The organism is Micromonospora sp. WMMC250 (genome assembly GCF_027460215.1).
In the GTDB taxonomy this organism is placed as follows: Bacteria; Actinomycetota; Actinomycetes; order Mycobacteriales; family Micromonosporaceae; genus Micromonospora; species Micromonospora taraxaci.
Genome location: NZ_JAPZBJ010000002.1, coordinates 3037352 through 3055275 on the forward strand (window position 1 = coordinate 3037352; position 17924 = coordinate 3055275).

Annotated in this window: 14 protein-coding genes; 1 reads left to right on the plus strand and 13 read right to left on the minus strand. The window is 69.3% G+C overall.

All coding sequences use genetic code 11. From position 1 onward, the window contains the following. Positions 1–70: 70 nt before the first annotated feature. The 5 genes from O3438_RS13215 to O3438_RS13235 are packed head-to-tail and all read right to left on the minus strand — an operon-like array spanning position 71 to position 5589. Complete coding sequence (locus O3438_RS13215) at positions 71–922, minus strand: sugar phosphate isomerase/epimerase family protein (RefSeq protein WP_269680252.1); 852 nt, start codon at positions 920–922, stop codon at positions 71–73. 6 nt (positions 923–928) lie between these two features. Further along, positions 929–2110 (minus strand): ABC transporter substrate-binding protein, encoded by a 1182-nt coding sequence (locus O3438_RS13220; RefSeq protein WP_269680253.1) that lies wholly within the window; start codon positions 2108–2110, stop codon positions 929–931. A 13-nt stretch (positions 2111–2123) separates the two neighbouring features. Next, the gene (locus O3438_RS13225) at positions 2124–3107 is read right to left on the minus strand and encodes an ABC transporter permease (RefSeq protein ID WP_269680254.1); all 984 of its coding nucleotides are present in this window, start codon (positions 3105–3107) and stop codon (positions 2124–2126) included. A 2-nt stretch (positions 3108–3109) separates the two neighbouring features. Next, positions 3110–4081 (minus strand): ABC transporter permease, encoded by a 972-nt coding sequence (locus O3438_RS13230; RefSeq protein ID WP_269680255.1) that lies wholly within the window; start codon positions 4079–4081, stop codon positions 3110–3112. Continuing rightward, positions 4078–5589 (minus strand): sugar ABC transporter ATP-binding protein, encoded by a 1512-nt coding sequence (locus O3438_RS13235; protein WP_269680256.1) that lies wholly within the window; start codon positions 5587–5589, stop codon positions 4078–4080. The genes O3438_RS13230 and O3438_RS13235 overlap by 4 nt, the downstream gene beginning before the upstream one ends. Before the next feature lie 524 nt (positions 5590–6113). Between O3438_RS13235 and O3438_RS13240 the strand changes: the two genes are divergently transcribed. After that, positions 6114–9662, plus strand: a complete 3549-nt coding sequence (locus O3438_RS13240; protein WP_269680257.1) for a ThuA domain-containing protein — start codon at positions 6114–6116, stop codon at positions 9660–9662. A gap of 95 nt (positions 9663–9757) precedes the next feature. On the opposite strand, the gene O3438_RS13245 is transcribed toward O3438_RS13240, so the two are convergent. From O3438_RS13245 to O3438_RS13280, 8 genes are all read right to left on the minus strand, one after another. Beyond that, positions 9758–10756: an aldo/keto reductase gene (locus O3438_RS13245; RefSeq protein ID WP_269680258.1), complete on the minus strand. Its 999-nt coding sequence runs from the start codon at positions 10754–10756 to the stop codon at positions 9758–9760. After that, on the minus strand, positions 10753–11631 hold the full coding sequence (locus tag O3438_RS13250) for an amidohydrolase family protein (protein WP_269680259.1): 879 nt from the start codon (positions 11629–11631) through the stop codon (positions 10753–10755). Before O3438_RS13250 ends, O3438_RS13245 begins: the two co-directional genes overlap by 4 nt. Then, on the minus strand, positions 11628–12389 hold the full coding sequence (locus O3438_RS13255) for an SDR family NAD(P)-dependent oxidoreductase (protein ID WP_269680260.1): 762 nt from the start codon (positions 12387–12389) through the stop codon (positions 11628–11630). The genes O3438_RS13250 and O3438_RS13255 overlap by 4 nt, the downstream gene beginning before the upstream one ends. Next, a complete protein-coding gene (locus O3438_RS13260) occupies positions 12386–13411 on the minus strand; it encodes a zinc-dependent alcohol dehydrogenase (RefSeq protein WP_269680261.1) in 1026 nt (341 codons plus the stop codon). The genes O3438_RS13255 and O3438_RS13260 overlap by 4 nt, the downstream gene beginning before the upstream one ends. A 109-nt stretch (positions 13412–13520) precedes the next feature. Then, positions 13521–14741, minus strand: a complete 1221-nt coding sequence (locus tag O3438_RS13265) for a mandelate racemase/muconate lactonizing enzyme family protein (protein WP_269680262.1) — start codon at positions 14739–14741, stop codon at positions 13521–13523. A 1-nt stretch (position 14742) separates the two neighbouring features. Next, complete coding sequence (locus tag O3438_RS13270; protein WP_269680263.1) at positions 14743–15570, minus strand: carbohydrate ABC transporter permease; 828 nt, start codon at positions 15568–15570, stop codon at positions 14743–14745. Continuing rightward, a complete protein-coding gene (locus O3438_RS13275) occupies positions 15570–16550 on the minus strand; it encodes a carbohydrate ABC transporter permease (protein WP_269680264.1) in 981 nt (326 codons plus the stop codon). The genes O3438_RS13270 and O3438_RS13275 overlap by 1 nt, the downstream gene beginning before the upstream one ends. A 4-nt stretch (positions 16551–16554) precedes the next feature. Beyond that, entirely contained in the window at positions 16555–17817 is a 1263-nt protein-coding gene (locus O3438_RS13280) for an ABC transporter substrate-binding protein (RefSeq protein ID WP_269680265.1), read from the minus strand. Positions 17818–17924 lie beyond the last annotated feature (107 nt).

Below are 17924 nucleotides of genomic sequence, written 5' to 3' on the forward strand. Positions count from 1 at the left end.
GACGTGCGGAGGGCAGGGGGACGGGACGCCTCGGCGGGCGGGCGGAGGCGTGGCGGGCGGGGCGGGGCGGCTACCCGAGGATCTCCCGGAGATAGCGCAGGCCGTCAGTGGCGAGGCGATCCTGCGAGGGGGCCAGCGGACGCCAGATCGCCGCGGCGGTGGCGATGGTCTCGTTCTCCGCCGTGAACGACTCGATGCAGATAGCGCCCTGGTAACCGGTGTCCCGCAGGACGGTGAAGAACCGAGGCCAGTCGAAGTGGTCGGCACCGGGAGCGCCCCGGTTGGAGCCGCTGACCTGGACGTGCTTGATGTGCCGCCCGGCGACGGCGAGGGCCGCGTAGGGGTCGGCCTCCTCGATGTTCATGTGGTATGTGTCGATCATGATGCCGACACTCGACGGAAGGCCGTCGATCAGCTCGACCGTCTGCTCGATCGTGTTGACGACGCTCGTCTCGTAGCGGTTCAACGCCTCGACACCGATGCTCACCCCGCACTCGCCCGCCTGCTCCGCGACCGGCGCCAGGGCACGCCGGAAGTCCGCGTAGCAGGCGGCGCGAGCCGTCGGCGACATCCGCCAGGTCCGACCGACCGAGGCGTACACGGGGCCGCCGACGCATCCCGCGCCGACGGCCGCCGCGTTCGCGACGCACTCCTTGAGGTACGCCACCGTCGACTCGACGACCGCCGGCGGGGCGTCCACCAGGTCCCGCCCCGGCGGGGTGACCGCGCAGACGCCGGCGGCGACGAGGCCGTGCTCGGCCAGCAGATCCCGGGTACGGACCGGATCCCAGTCACCGGGTTGCTCGATCGGCAACTCGACCGCGTCGAAGCCGAACGACGCGATCCGTGGGATCAGGCTGGCCAGGGCCTTGTCGTCGACCGGCGAGGCCCACACCCACGGGTTGACGCCGATGGCGTACATCGGAACCTACTTCCAGCGCTGCGGGTAGCCGGGCAGGTCGGTGCAGCCGCACATCGCGTAGTGCAGGGGCGGCATGTTCGCGTCGAGGTACTGGTCCAGGTTGTCCTGGGTGACGGTCGGCTGCGGCAGCTTCCACGGGTTGGAGACCTGCTCGCCGTCGAGGATCCGCAGGGCGGCGATGATCGGGGTACGCCACTGGTAGGTCGGGTAGGTCGGTGCGATCGCGGTGAGCTGCTTGTCCTTCCAGATCTTCAGGAAGTCGAGCTGGTCCTCGCCGTTCATCGGCGGGACCGGCTTGCCCGCGTCCTGGAAGGCCTCGACCGCCGCGACGGCCGTTGCTCCGGCGTCCATCCAGACACCGTCGATCGTGCCGTACCGCTGGATGTAGTCGTCGACGATCTTCTTGGTCTTGGCCGGGTCGCCGTCGGTGAACTCGACACCCACGACGTCGACCTTCGCCTTGTCGAACGCCACCTTCGCCGCCGACCAACGGGTCTCCAGAACGTCCACGCCGGGCAGGATCCGCAGGGCGAGGACCTTGCCGCCGGGCTTCATCTTCTGGCTGACGAACTCCGCGCCGACGTGGCCGAACCCGTACCCGCCGATGGGGTTGATGAAGGTCACCGGGCACTTCGTGTTGACGCCGCGGTCGAAGACGACCACCGGCAGGCCCGCCTTGCAGGCCGCCTCGACAGCCGGGGTGAGCGTCGCGGTGGTGTTCGGCGAGACGATGAGCGCGTCGCAGCCCTTGCCGAGCAGGTCGTTGATGTCCGCGATCTGCTTCTGGTCCTTGCCCTCGGCGTCGACGTGCACGAACTCCTTGATGCGGCTCTTCTGCGCCTCGACCTCGGCCTGCATGGTCTTGAACCCGACCTGCCGCCACGGGTTGTTCAGGGCCGCGTTGGAGAAGCAGATCTTGTGCGGCCCGTTCTTCTTGAACTTGGCGGTGTCCACCATCTTCGGGTTGAGCGCCTGCTCCCACGGCTTGTCGGCCGGCCCGGTGGCAGTGGCGGTCAGCAGTGCCAGCTCGGCGTCGTAGTCGGCCTGCACGAAGAACTTCGACTGCTCACCGGTGCCCGATCCCGCGGCCGGGGCACTCCCCGAGGGGCTCGCGGCCGGTTCGTCGGTGGCGCACGCGGTGAGGGACAGCAGGGTGACAGCGGCCAGCGCCGCTAGGGAACGTCGCACTATGGCTCCTCTTTTATCTCGACGAAGAACGCGTTGCGGAGACCGCCACGGCGAGCAGGATGATCCCGCCCTGGACGGCCGACCTGAGGGCGCCGGAGACGCCGTAGAAATTCATCAGGGCGAACAGCAGTTCGAGGGTCAGCGCGCCGAGCATCGCGCCGACGACAGCGCCGCGGCCCCCGCCCAACGCGACCCCACCGAGGACGACGGCGGTGATGGCGCCGAACTCCAGGCCGGACCCGGCCTGGAACGACACCCCGCTGTAGCCGCCGAGCAGGATCGCCGCCACCGCCGCCGCGAGGCCGCTGAGGATGAAGGCGAGGGTTCGGGTACGCCAGACGCGTACGCCGCTCAACTCGGCGGTGCGCGGGTTGTCGCCGACGGCGACCAGTGTGCGCCCGAAGTCGGACCGCATCAGCAGCACGGCCACCACCGCCAGGACCAGAAGCACCAGCAGCGCGTACGGCACGCGGCCGAGCAGTGGCACGTCCTCGAAGGCCCGCCGGCCGAACCGACGGAACTCCTCGGAGAGCGCACCCTTCGGGGCGCCGTCGGACCACAGGTAGACCGCCCCGAAGAGGATCAGGAACATGCCGAGGGTCGTGATGAACGACGGCACCCGCAGCCGCGTCGTGACGAGGCCGTTGACCAGGCCGACGAACGCCCCGAAGGCGAGCAGGAGCAGCACCACCGGCCAGGTACGGCCGGGGTCGCCGTCGATCAGTCGGGCGGCGACCACCACCTGCGCGGTGACCAGTGAGCCGACGGACAGGTCGAACTCGCCGGAGACGATCACGAAGTACTGGCCGGCGGCGAGCAGGATGATCGGCGCCGAGCGGCCGAGGAAGGACATCAGCGAGGGGGGCGCCAGGAAGTCGGGCTGTCGAATGCCGACGAGCACCAACAGCACCCCGAGGATCACGAGGATCGGCAGGACACCACCGGGGCGCACCCGGGGGAGCCGCAGCGGCAGCGAACGGGACTGGACGGTCTGCATGGCTAGGACGCCTTTCGCAGGGCCCTGCGGGCGTAGACGGCGACCGCGGCGATGATGATGACGCCCCGGATCACCTGCTTGAAGAAGGCGTCGACCTCGAGCTGGTTGAAGATGGAGTCGATGCTGGCGAGCAGCAGCACCCCACCGAGGGTGCCGATGACGCCGCCGCGACCACCGGCGAGGGCGGTCCCGCCGATCACCACGGCGGCGATCGACTCCAGGTCGTAGAGGCCCTCGGTGCCGACCCGGGGCGCACCCGAGCCGAGCCGACTGGCGAGGTAGATGCCGGCCAGCCCCGCGCACATCGAGCAGAGCATGTGGGCGGTGACGAGGATCCGGTCGTTGCGGACACCGGAGAGCCGGGCCACCTCCGGGTCGCCGCCCACGGCGACCAGGTGGTGCCCGAACCGGGTCCGCGAGAGCGCGAACCAGGCTGCGGCGGTCACGGAGAGCAGCAGCAGGAACGACACCGGCACCGGACCGACGCGCTGGTAGCCCAGGGACTGCACGAGCGAGGGCGAGGTGGTGCCGGCCGGGCCGTCGTACCCGTTGTCGAGGTAGCCCTTGAGCAGCAGCCCGACGCCGAGCGTCGCGATGAACGCGTTGACCCGGAACTTGGTGACGAGCAACCCGTTGAGCAGCCCGATGCCCGCGCTCACGGCGAGCGCCAGGCCGATCGCCGGCACCAGCGCGCCGTCGCTGCCGTTCATCGTCTCGGCGGCGACGAGTGTGCTGAGGCTGATCACGTACGCCACCGACAGGTCGAGCGAGCCGCCCAGGATGACCAGGGTCTGACCGACGGCGACGAGCCCGAGCCCGGCCGCGACGTGCAGCAGACTCACCGTCGTGGACTGGTTGAAGAGCTGACCGCCGTCGACGAGGACGACCAGCCAGCCGATCGCCAGGGTGAGGAACAGGGCCACGAAGACGCCCGGCACGGGGCGGCGGGCCGGAAGGAGCGACAGGGCGCTCATGCGGCGGCCTCCCGTACGGTGCCGACCGCCAGGGCGACGACGTCCTCCTCGGTCGCGCCGGCGGGCAGCTCGCCCGCGACGCGCCCGTCGCGCATGACGACGATGCGGTCGCTCATTCCCAGCAGCTCCGGCAGGTCGGACGAGATCATCAGCACGGCCGCGCCGTCGCGGGCGAGGCTGCGGACGAGGTCGTGGATGGCGGACTTCGCGCCCACGTCGATCCCCCGGGTCGGTTCGTCGAAGAGCAGGATCCGCGGGTTGAGCGCGAGCCAGCGGGCCAGTACGACCTTCTGCTGGTTGCCGCCGGACAGGAAGCGGATCTCCTGGTCGTCGCCGGCGGAGCGGACCTCCACGGCGGCGAGCAGCTCGCGCAGGCGTTGCGTGCGGGCCGCCCGGCCGGACCGGGCCGCGAAGACAGCGCGGCTGGCGAGCAGCGCGTTGTCGAGCACCGACTGCCGGGGCACGATCCCCTCGCCCTTGCGGTCCTCGGTGACGTACGCGATGCCGGCCCGCATCGCGGTGCGGGGCGAGCGCAGCCGGACCGGTCGGTCGTCGACGGTGACGTCACCGGTCGTGAACGGGGTCACCCCGAAGATCGCGCGGGCCAGCGCCGAACGCCCGGAGCCCTGGAGGCCGCCGATGCCGAGCACCTCACCGGCGCGCAACTGGAGGTTGACGTCGTGCAGCTTGCGGTTGCCGGCGTCCCGGAGGTTGAGCCGCACCGGGCCGCGGTCCTCGGGGGCGGCCCGGTCGGGGTAGTAGCTGGACAGCTCCCGGCCGACCATGTGGCGCACCAGCTCGTCGGCGTTGGTGGCCGTGGTGTCCACGGTGGTGACGCGGCGACCGTCCTTGAGGACGGTGATCCGGCTGGACAGGTCGAAGACCTCGGCGAGCCGGTGCGAGACGTAGAGCAGGCCGATTCCTCGTTCCTGGAGTCGGCGCACCAACCCGTAGAGCAGCTCCACCTCGTGGTCGGCCAGCGAGGCGGTCGGCTCGTCCATGATGAGCAGGCGGGCGTCCAGGGCGAGCGCCTTGGCGATCTCGACGACCTGCTGCTGTGCGACGCCGAGCTGGCCCACCCGGGCGTCCGCCGGCAGCGCGGTCTCGCCGATCGAGGTGAGGAGCTGGGTGGTGCGGTCGAGCATCGCCCGACGGTCGACCAGCCCGCGACGGACCGGCTCGTGCCCCAGGTAGACGTTCTCCGCGACGGTGCGCTCCGGGAGAAGGTTGAACTCCTGGTGGATGATCCCGACGCCGGCCCGCTGCGCGTCGCGCGGTCCACGGAACGTGCGCTGCTCGCCGGCGAACTCGACAGTGCCCTCGTCCGGGGCGTACCCACCCGAGACGATCTTCATGAGGGTCGACTTACCGGCGCCGTTCTCGCCGACCACGGCGTGCACCTCGCCCGGCGCGACGTCCAGGTCGACATCGTCGAGAACCCGTACGCCAAGGAAGGACTTGCCGATGCCCCGGAGGTTGAGTAACGGCACCGGCCGTGGGTCTGACATTCCGAAAGCCCTCACAGACAGTAGTCATCAACAAGATTCGATCAAACGCTACGGCGACTTCGTGGCGGCAGCCATCGAACTTTCGTAGGTACCGATGGATGCTTACGTTCTTCTATCGCGAACATTCCCTTGACATCGACGAAACATCACACGTATGAAGATAGATGTTTGGATGCTGGTCCGCAATCCTCGACCGGGGCCGATTGCCAGGTCCGGCAGCCAGACCGGCAGCGATGCCGCAGCGGGGCAGTCGATGGCGGCCGTCGTCAACCGGGCAGAACGTCGGACGTCACTTCATTAATTGACAGTCATGGATCTCTAGCTCATCCTGACCTCGTGGACCACGGGACGAGAACCACGGCGACCGTCACGCTGGGTGATGTCCCGCGGGTCTGACTGCCGTTGCGGCGAACGGCATGAGGACAGACCAGACCGCCCACGCCCACCCGCGCGTGCAGGCACAACCTGACGCAGCGTGGTGCTCGTGGTCACACCCCCACCACCCGCCCAACCTAGGAGACGGCATGCGTCGCAACACATTGCTCATCTCAGTGATCGCCGGCTTGTTGCTGGCGCTCGGACTCGCCCCACCCGCGTCGGCCGCTCCGGCCTTCCGCGCCCTGGTGTTCAGCAAGACCACCGGCTACCGCCACGACTCGATCCCCGCCGGGATCAGCATGATCCAACAGCAGGCCGCCGCGAACAACTTCGAGGTGGTCGCAACCGAGGACTCCAGCGTCTTCACCGCCAGTAACCTGGCTACCTTCGACGTGATCGTCATGCTCCAGACCTCCGGCATGGTCTGGACCTCGGCGGCGCAGCGCCAGGCGGTGGAGGGCTACCTTGCCAGCGGCAAGGGCATCGTCGCCATCCACAACGCCACCGACATGGGCATCGAGGGCGAATACCCGTGGTGGGACCAGACCATCAACGCTGGCGCCCACATGCCCGAGCACTCCCCCGGCGTGCTCCAGGGCACCGCCATCGTCGCCGACAAGAAGCACCCGTCGACGGCCAGCCTGCCGGATCGGTGGACCCGCAGCGAGGAGTGGTACAACTTCGACGCCAACCCGCGCGGCAACGTGCACGTGCTGGTGACCGCCGACGAGCGCACGTACAACCCGGGATCCCGGGCGATGGGCCCGGATCATCCGATCTCCTGGTGCCGCAACACCAACGGCGGCCGGGTGTGGGCCACCGCGATGGGCCACGCGATCGGCTCCTACAGCGAGGCGAACTTCCAGAATCACGTGCTCGGCGGCATCAAGTGGGCGGCCGGCAACGCCGCCGGTGACTGCGGCGGCACCGTCTGGGGCAACTTCGAGAAGCGCACGCTCGACGACAACACCGTCGACCCGATGGCGCTCGGTGTGGCACCGGACGGCCGGGTCTTCTACGTCCAGCGCGGCGGCCAGGTGAAGATCTTCAAGCCCTCCACCAACAGCACCGTCACCGCCGGCACGCTCAGCGTCTACACCGGCGGCGAGGACGGTCTGACCGGCATAGCGCTGGACCCCAACTTCGCCACCAACGGCTACATCTACCTGTACCACTCGCCGGCCAGCAGCAGCACCGACGTCAACCGGGTCTCCCGCTACACGGTCAGCGGTGACACGCTGAACACGTCCAGCGGCGTGACGATCATCGACATCCCCGCGTACCGGGACCGGACGTTCCCGGAGCCCGGCCACACCGGCGGCTACATCAAGTTCGGTCCGGACGGCAACCTCTTCATCGGCACCGGCGACGACACGCCGCCGAACCTCGACCCGAACTGGCAGGGCTACGCCCCGCTGGACTGGCGGTCGGGCAAGTCCAACCTGGACGCCGCGCGCAGCGCGGGTAACACCAACGACCTTCGGGGCAAGCTGCTGCGCATCCGGCCCTCGGCCAACGGTGGCTACACCATCCCGTCGGGCAACCTCTACCCCCAGGGCACCGCGCAGACCAAGCCCGAGGTCTACGCGATGGGCTTCCGCAACCCGTTCCGCTTCTCCATCGACCCGGCCAACGGCTGGGTCTACCTGGCCGACTACGGCCCGGACCGCAACCCGCCCACCACCAACCGCGGCCCGGAGGGCCTGGTCGAGCTCAACGTGATCAAGCAGGCCGGCAACTACGGATGGCCGTTCTGCCACGGCAACAACCAGCCGTACGCCCCGTTCAACCCGGACACCGGCGTCGTCGGCGCGAAGTTCAACTGCTCCGCCCCGGTCAACAACTCGCCGAACAACACCGGTCTGACCAGCCTGAAGCCGGTCGTCATGCCGAACATCTGGTATGGCTACCCCGCCTCGACGACTTTCCCCGAGCTCGGCTCCGGCGGCTCCGCTCCGATGGGTGGGCCGATCTACCGGTACGACGCGGCGAACCCCTCCGAGACGAAGTTCCCGCCCTACTACGACGGCGTGCACTTCTTCTACGAGTGGGCGCGCAACTACGTCAAGGAGGTGCACTTCGACTCCTCCTCGGCGGTGACCCGCACCAACCCGTTCCTGCCCAACGTGCGGTTCAACAAGCCGATGGACATGGAGTTCGGCAAGGACGGCTCGCTCTACCTGCTGGAGTGGGGCACCAACTTCGGCGGCGGCAACAGCGACTCCGGGCTCTACCGGATCGACTACAACCAGGGCGGCCGGTCACCGATCGCCAAGGCCACCGGCACGCCCACCAGTGGCAGCGCACCGCTGACCGTCCAGTTCAGCAGCGCCGGCACGTCCGACCCGGACGGCAACACGCTGAGCTACCTGTGGACGTTCGGCGACGGCACCACCTCGACGGCGGCCAACCCGTCGAAGGTGTACACCTCCAACGGCAACTACACCGCCCAGTTGAAGGTCACCGACAGCACCGGCAAGACCGGCTTCGCCAACGTCCCGATCACCGTCGGCAACAGCGCGCCGGTGCTCACCATCACCACACCGGGCAACGGCGGCATGCTCACCTTCGGTGACAAGGTGCCGTACCAGATCACCGTTACCGACCCGGACGGCGGCACCGTCGACTGCTCGAAGGTGTTCCTCAACCCGGCGCTGGGTCACGACGACCACGCCCACGAGACCACCGAGTACCCGGGCTGCTCGGGCACCATCTCCACCGACCTGCTCGGCGGACACCCCGATGGCGCCAACCTGTTCTACGTGCTGAACGCCCGGTACACCGACAACGGTGGCCCCAGCGGTGGGGCGCCGCTCACCGGCACCGCACAGGCGATCCTGCAGCCGAAGCACAAGCAGTCCGAGTACTTCAGCAGCCAGTCCGGCATCCGGGTCGTTGACCAGGCAGCCGCGGAGAGCACCAAGCGCATCGGTGACATCTCCTCGAACGACTGGATCGCGTTCACCCCGATGAACCTGTCGGGGATCTCGACGGTCAGCTACCGGCTGTCGTCGCCCTCCGGCGGCGGGTCGATCGAGCTGCGGGCCGACTCGCCGACCGGCACCCTGTTGGCCACCACCACGGTGCCCAGCACGGGTGGCTGGGACAACTACCAGTCCACGACTCCGGTGAGCGTCGCCGCCCTCGGCGGGACGCACACGCTCTACATGGTGTTCAAGAACGCCAACAACTCGTTCGACCTGGACTCGCACACCTTCGGCGGCAACGGCGTCGGGACGCCCGGCACCGGAACCGGCACCGGCCTGGCGGGCAAGACCTACACGGTCACCGCCCAGCACAGCAACAAGCTGTTGGACGTCAGCGGTGTCTCCACCGCCGACGGCGCCCAGATCACCCAGTGGGCGTCCACCGGTGGCAACAACCAGAGGTGGCAGGCGGTCGACGCCGGTAACGGCGCGCTCTACCTCAAGGCCGTGCACAGCGGCAAGTGCGTCGAGGTGATCGGTAGCTCGACCGCGGCGGGTGCCTTCCTCCAGCAGGCCACCTGCAACAACGGCAACCAGCAGAAGTTCACCGCCACCGCGACGGGAACCTCCGGCGTGTACACGGTGAAGAGTGCGCTGAGCGGGCTCTGCATGGACGTCAACGGCGCTTCCACGGCCGACGGCGCCCGGGTGTTGCAGTGGAACTGCACCAACGCGACGAACCAGCAGTGGCGGTTCACCGCGCTCTGACCCGCGGCTTGTCGCGGTAACGAACGACGTCCCGGTCGGGACCGGTATCCGATGATCGGAGCCGGTCCCGGCCGGGACGCCTTTTCCCAGCCGCGCTACGCGGCCTCGTCCGGGCCGGGCCGCGCGGCGAGCAGCCCGGCCGCCGCCAACGCGTCCCAGAGCTCCTCGGGTACGACGGTCTCGAACCGCCGCATCGTCTCGGTCACCTGTGCGCCGTCGCGCACACCGACGACAGTCGACACCACTGCCGGATGCCTGCGGACGAAGGCGAGCGCCGCCTGCGGCAGGGTCACCCCGTACGTCTGGCAGACCGCCGCGATCTGTCGCGCCCGCTGGATCAGCTCCCTCGGAGCCTGCTGGTAGTTGTAGACGGCGTCGGCCGGCGGCCGCTCCCGCGACAGCAGCCCCGAGTTGTAGACGCCCGCGATGACCACGCCCACACCCCGGTCGCCGGCGGCCGGCAACAGGTCGTCCGCCGCCCCCTGCTCCAGCAGGGTGTACCGCCCGGCACACATCAGCACGTCGACGTCGGTCTCCCGCACGAACCGCGCCAGCATCGCCGACTGGTTCATGCCGGCGCCGATCGCGCCCACGACGCCCTGGTCACGCAACTCGACCAGGGCGGGTACGGCCTCGCGTGCGGCCTGCTCCCAGTGGTCGTCCGGGTCGTGGAGGTAGACGACGTCCACGCGGTCCAGCCCGGTCCGCTCCAGGCTGGCCTCGATCGAGCGGAGGACGCCGTCGCGGCTGAAGTCCCAGACCCGCCGGTGGCTGGCCGGGACGTCGAACCCGTCGGAGTCCCGCAGGTGCGCGTCCTGCGGGGACGGCACCAGGAGTCGCCCGACCTTCGTCGACACGACGTACTCGTCACGTGGTCGGTCACGCAGGGCGGCGCCGAGTCGACGCTCGGACAGCCCCAGCCCGTAGTGCGGAGCGGTGTCGTAGTACCGGACGCCCGCCTCCCACGCCGTGTCGACCGCCGACGCGAACTCCTCGTCCGTCGTCGTCCGGTACAGGTTGCCGCCCTGCGCCGCACCGAAGCCCAGCTCGGTGAGGCGTACCTGCGGACGGAGCGGCAGTTCCCGTACCCTCACGACGCCTCCAGCCCGTAGACGCGGCATGCCGTGTCGGCCCAGATCGGTGCCTGGTCGGCCTCGTCGTGACCGCCCAGCAACTCCGCCAGCGCCTCGACCCACCGCGCGTACGAGCTGGCGAGCAGGCAGACCGGCCAGTCCGAGCCGTACATCAGTCGGTCCGGCCCGAACGCGTCGAGCGCGGCCTCGACGGCCGGTCGGAGGTCTCCCGGTGTCCAGGGCGACCGATCGACTTCGGTCACCAGACCGGAGATCTTCGCCGTGGTGTTGGGTGCGTCCGCCAGCGCCCGCAGGCCGCGGGTCCACTCCGTCATCTCCGGACGGCCCAGCGCTGGCTTGCCCAGGTGGTCGAGGACGAAGTTCACCTCCGGCAGGTCGTGCGCCAGGCGCGCGGCCATGTCCAGTTGGTGCTGGCGGACCAGCAGGTCGTACACCAGGCCCGCCGCGCCCACCGCCTCGATCCCCCGCCGGACGTCCGGACGGTCCAGGTACGCCGGGTCGGTCTCGCTCTGCACGAGGTGACGGATGCCGACGAGGCGGTCGCCGCCCGGTGCGGCCCGCAGGCGGTCGATGCGGGCGACGACGTCGGTGGCGGTGAGGTCCACCCAGCCGACGACCCCGCGGACGAGGGTGTCCCCGGCCGCGATACCCAGCAGGTCCACCGTCTCCGCCTCGGAGGCGATGGACTGCACCACCACTGTCGCGGTGACCCCGGCCGCCTGGGCCGGCGGCGCGAGGTCAGCGGGCTCGAAGTCGGCGTCGATGGCCGCCATCGTCACCGGGTCGATCCACGTCTGGGGGTGCCGTGCGCGGACCCAGAGGTGGTGGTGCGCGTCGACGATCCCGGCTCGTCGAGGCCCCTGCCCGCCGGTCATCGGCCCAGCCAACCGCCGTCGACGGGCAGCACGATCCCGTTGACGTAGTCGGACGCGGCCGACGCCAGGAACACTGTGGCGCCTCCGAGATCGTCGGCGCGGCCCCACCGGGCGGCCGGGATCCGACCGAGGATCGCCTGGTTGCGGTCGGGATCGTCGCGCAGCGCCTGGGTGTTGTCGGTGGCGATGTAGCCGGGTGCGATGGCGTTGACGTTCACCCCGTGGGCGGCCCACTCGTTGGCCAACGCCTTGGTGAGGCCGGCGACGCCCGACTTCGACGCGGCGTAGCCGGGGACGGTGATGCCGCCCTGGAAGCTCAGCAGCGACGCCGTGAAGATGATCTTCCCTCGGCCGCGCTCGACCATCGTCCGGCCGATCTCCCGACTCAGGACGAACTGGCTGCTGAGGTTCACCTCGATCACCTGGTCCCACATCTCGTCCGGGTGCTCCGCGGCCGGAGTACGGGCGATAGTGCCACCGTTGTTCACCAGGATGTCGACCGGTCCGAGAGCCGTGAGGTCACGGGCCAGGCCGTGCACGGCCGCCCGGTCGCCGAGGTCAACCCGCAGCGCGGTGAACCGTCGACCGGCGGCCCGCACGCGGGCCTCGACCTCGCTGCCGCTCGCTTCGAGCTGGGCGGAGACGCCGACGATGTCGGCACCGGCCAGGGCCAGGGCCTCGGCCATGGCGAGACCGATGCCCCGCCGGGCCCCGGTGACCACCGCGGTCTTACCGGACAGGTCGAACAGCGCGGTCACCTGCTACCTCCCTGTACGTCGAGCAGCACCTTCATCACGCCGCCACCTTCGAGCGCCGTGAAGGCGGCGGCGGCCGCGTCGATCGGTTCGACCCGGGAGATGAGCTGTCCTGCCGGGATCGCGCCCGAGGCGACCAGCCGGATCGCCTCCTCCATGTCGTCCCGCTGGTAGAGCCGGGCGCCGAGGAGCTCCAGTTCGCGCCAGAAGAACCGGTGCAGGTTCACCTCGCGGGGCCTGCTGTGGATCGCCACCATCACCAACCGGCCCCGGGTGGTGAGCACGTCGACAGCCGTGGTGACACCGGCGGCAGCGCCGGACACCTCGAAGGCGATGTCCGCGCCCGCTCCGTCGGTACGGTCGCCGACGAGAGCCACGACGTCGGTCGCCCCCGGGTCGACGGCCTCGATCCCGACAGCGCCCGCCACCTCACGCCGGTACGGGTCCGGCTCGACCAGCAGCACCCGCGCGCCCCGGCTCTGCGCGACGGTCGCGATCAGCACCCCTACCGGCCCACCGCCGACCACGACCACCTGGTCGTCGGCGGAGACCTTCCCCCGCCGGACGTCGTGCACGGCGACCGCGACCGGCTCCACGAGCGCGGCGTGGTCGAGCGGCAGTTCCTCGGGCAGTGGCAGGACCAGTTCCGCCGGCACGTTCCAGGAGGACTGCATGGCGCCGGGTGAGTCGATACCGAGGAAGTTCATGGCGTGACAGATGTGCGAGGTGCCGCGCCGGCAGGCCGCGCACCGTCCACACGGGCGCGTCGGCATCACGGTGACGGGCTGGCCGACGGTCACGCCGTCGACGTCAGCGCCGACCGCCGCGACACGCCCGGACATCTCGTGCCCGATGATCGCGGAGTCACCGACCCGGGCGTCCATGTCGCCGTGGTAGATATGCAGGTCGGTGCCACAGATTCCGGTGTAGGCCACGTCGATCCGCACCTCTCCGGGACCGGGTGGCGCCGGTTCGCGGTCTTCGATTCCGAGGTCACGCGCCCCCCGGTAGACGACTGCCTTCATCGATCCTCCGTCTCGACGGTCGGTACGTCGGTCGTGCCGACCGAGCATGGTCGTGGGTGCACCGCCGCGGCGGTGCACCCACGCTCCTCCTTCTGTGGTGCTCAGCTCACTACCGCCCGGTGGGCGCCACCTCGTTGTGCGAGTTCAGCGACACGACGGGCACCGGATGGCCGGCGACGATACCGTCCACGCCGGCCAGCAACCAGCGGCCGGCCAGCTCCGGCCGTACGTTGGGGGTGTCGGCCGTCTGCGCCTGCGGGCGGCGGTTGGCGACCCGGATCAGCTCCTCGTCGACGCGGACGCCCAGCCCGGGTGAGTCGCCGAGGATGAAGGCGCCGTCCTCGACGTGCAGGTCGATGGAGACACCGACCGGTCGGTGAATGTCCTGCAACTCGCTGGTCAGGTGGTTCGGCACCGAGGTCGCGGCGTGCAACAGCCCGACCGGGCTGTTGCCGATCGGGCTGACCGGCAGGTCGTGCGCGTGGGCCAGGGCGGACACCCGCAGGAAGTGGGTGACCCCCCAGACGGCGGCCATCTGGACGACGTCGACAGCGCCGGCGGCGATCAGCGGGCGATACTGTTCGAGCCCGGTCAGGTTCTCCCCGGTGGCCACCGACGCGCGCACTCCCCGACTGACGGCGGCGTGACCCTCGGCGTCCCACCGTCGGACGGGCTCCTCGATCCAGATCAGGTCGAGGGAGCGTTCGATCTCGCAGACGTGCCGCACGGCCTGCTTCCGGGTCCAGGCCTCGTTGACGTCGAGCATCAGACCCGCTCGCCGGCCGTGCCCGGCCTCGGTGAGGACGTCTCTGACCAGGCCGAGCCGGTGCTGGTCCCGCTCGATGTCGAGGCCACCCTTGAGCTTGGCGGCGCGCAGGCCGTGGCTGGCGTAGACCTCGTACGCCGCGACGAGTTCGTCGTCGGTCAGCCCGATGTCCAGGCCGGAGGCGTAGGCGTTGACCCGCCGGTCCCGTCCGCCCAGCAGCCGCCACAGTGGCTCACCGGCGGCCTGCGCCTTGATGTCCCACAACGCGGTGTCGAGAGCGCCGATGGTGCCGAACACCGGCCCCGCGTGGCCGGCCTTGAACGTGTGCCGCAACATGCGGTCGTACAGGGTCGTCACCGCACGGGGGTCTTCGCCCTCGATCGCAGCGAAGATCCGCTCGATCTCGACGTGCGGCCCGAGGCCGACGCCCGTGATGCCCTCGTCGGTGTCGACGAGGACGATCGAGATCGGGACCACCCCGTCGGCGAACACGCCGTTGGCGTCGCCGACGGGGCGCCCCCATTCCTGGACCGTGGTGAGCGTCCGAAATCCCGTGATCCGCATGTCAACCCTTCGTGGAACCGGCGGCGACGCCGTCGGCAATTTGGCGCTGGAGGAACAGGTAGACCAACAGGACGGGTATCGCGGCGATCAGCACCCCGGACGCGAACGTCGGGATGTTGTCGGAGTACTGCCCTCGCAACGAGGTCACCCCGATCATGAGCGTCCGGTTCTCGGCCGAGGGCATCATCACCAGCGCCATGAGGACGTCGTTCCAGCAGAACAGGGCGTTGAGGATGCCCACCGACAGCAGCGCGGGGGTGCCCAGGGGCAGCATGATCCGGCGATACACGCCGTAGATGGTGTTGCCGTCGATCCGGGCGGCGTCGACGATCTCCGGTGGGATGCCCTTGTAGTAGCTCGTCATCAGGAACACGGTGAAGGGCAGGAACTGGGCCACGTAGACGAGGATCAGACCCGGGTACGTGTCGATCAGCGCGGTGTCGGCCATGATCCGAGCGAGCGGCACCATGATCACCTGGAACGGGATGAAGAGCCCCGCCAGGCAGCCCAGGAACAACGCCGACGAGCCACGGAACCGCAACTGGCTCAGCGCGAAGCCGGCCATCGACCCGAGCAGGAGCAGCAGCAGCACCGACGACGTCACCACGACCAGCGAGTTGACGAAGTAGCGGCCCATGCCGACGCTGGTCCACGCCGTGCTGATGTTCTCCCATTGCAGGGTGCTGGTCAGGGAGAACCGGTCCAGGATGTAGTCCCGCCGGGTCTTCAACGCCACGTTGGCGGTGAAGAGCAGGGGGTAGATCGTCGCCACCGCGAGCAGTGACATCGGGATGGCGACCATCCACCGTCCCAGTCGGACGCGGGACATCAGTCCACCTTTCCCGATCGTTCGAGCAGTTTGATCTGCAACATGCCCACCACGAGCATGATCGTGAAGAGGATCGTGGACGCTGCGGACGCGAGCGCCGGCCGGTTCATCTGGCCCTGCTGGATCCAGATGTAGTACTCCGGCAGGTACGTCGAGCCCTCCGGGCCACCGCTGGTCATGACGAACAGCAACCCGAACATGGAGGTCAGCATCCCGATCATCGTGGTCACGAAGACGAACTGGATGGTCCGCGAGAGGCTCGGGACGATCACGTGCCAGACGACCTGCCGCAGCGACGCGCCGTCCACCCGGGCGGCGTCCAGCAGCGCGGCGTCGAGCGTGGCGAAGCCGGCGAGGAACACCACCAGAGCCATCCCGAAGGTGGCCCAGATGTGTACGCCCACCACCACGAACATCGCGACGTCAGGGTTACCGAGCCAGTCCACCGGGTTGACCCCGACCGCGCCGAGGACGGCGTTGACGGGGCCGTCGAAGGCGAGCAGCAGGTTGAAGATCGCTCCGACGATGACCGGTGAGAGCACGGCGGGGAAGAAGTAGACGCTGCGGTAGAGACGGTGGCCCGGCACCCGCAGGTAGATGAACGTGGCGAGCAGACCGGGGATCGCCACCGCCACCGGGAGCAGCAACACCAGCAGGCCGACGTTGCCCAACGCGGTGCGGAACAGCGGGTCGGAGAACAACTCCTGGTAGTTGCCGAAACCGACCGCTTCCCCGTTCTTGTCACCGTCGCCGGTGAAGGAGAAGTTGACTCCGAGGATCAGCGGGTAGAGCCGCAGCGCCACGATGATCAGGACGGCCGGAGCAACAAGGATGTAGGGGGCGTAGCGCTCGGCCCCCAGGCCGCCACGGGTGCGGCGGGAACGCGTGCCACCGCGGTGCGCGGGGGGTGTGACCGCCGGGCCGCCGGCCCGCCCGGCCGAAGCCAGGCGGACCGACGGTTGCGTGTTTCCGATCGACACGAGGTCAGCCCGCCTGGTCGGAAGCGGCCAATTGCTTCACCACCTCGTCGACGGTGATCGAACCGCTGAGCAGCTGCTGGGAGAGGCGCCCCATCAGGTCGATCGTCTTCGAGGAGAGCGCGACGTGCAGAGCCGGCTTGCCGGTCTTCAGCTCGCTGACGATCGTGGAGGCGGCCGGGCCGGCCTGCGACACGTCGATCGTGATGTCGGCGGCGATCGCGCCGGCGTCGGCGTAGAACGCCTTCAACGCCTCGGCCGAGGTCAGGGAGCGCACCAGATCGGCGGCCACCTTCGGGTCCTTCGTCCACTTGGCGACGGCGTAGCCGATGCCACCGTCGTACGGCAGGCTCGGCGTGGTGCCGGCGGTGACGACCGGGGGCTTCATGACGCCGAGCTTCTCCGGGGTGAGGAACTCGTTGAAGGACTTCCAGTGCCCGACGTCCGACATGAGGCCCATGACGTGGGCGGCCTTGCCGGACTGGAAGGCCGCGAAGGAGTCGTTGAACATCGCCGTCGAGTTGGCCCCGTCGGTGTTCATCTTCTTGTCCCCGGTCTCCTTCCAGAGCTCGAAGACCCGCTTCACGTTGGGCGAGTTCCAGTCGCGCTTGCCGGTGATCCAGGCGTCGTACTCAGCGGCGGTGAGGGTCACCGACCCCATGCTGGAGAGCCAGAACTGGATGCCGACGCCCTCCTTGTTGCCGAGGGCGAAGCACCTGGAGCCGGCCTTGGAGACGGCGGCGCAGTCCGCGACGAACTTGTCCCAGGTGGTGGCCGGGCTGGCCGGGTCGAGGCCGGCCTTCCGGTAGATGTCCTTGTTGTAGTAGATCGGGTAGCCCTGCAGCGTCACCGGACCGCCGTAGACCTTGCCGTCCTTGGTGAACGCGTCCCAGCCGGCCAGCCGCTGCTTGTCCTCGGCCACGTAGTCGGTGATCGGCACCAGCGCGTCCACCCGGTCGCGGATCTGGCCGCCGCCGTTGAACATCATGACGTCCGGGCCCTTACCGGACTGGATCGCCGCACCGAGCAACGTGTAGTACTGGTCGAAGGGCTGCGCGACGAACTCGACCTCGACGTCCGCGTGCTTCTTCTTGAAGTCGGCCTTCGCCTTGTCCAGATACGATTTGGCGAACGGCTCGCCGGATTTCCAGTCCCACACCACCAACTTGCCCTCGGAACTCTTGGACGAGCTCGAGTCGCTAGCACTTCCACAGCCGGTCAGGGCCAGTCCAACAACGAAGACGGCCGACCATATTGCGCGCTGTCTCATGAGTTGTCACCTCTGAAAGTGGGGTGGCCGACGGCGCTGCCGTCTGCCATCGTTGATCGGAAAGTAACTCGTATGACGTGTGACGTCAATACTCGGCCGTAGACTGG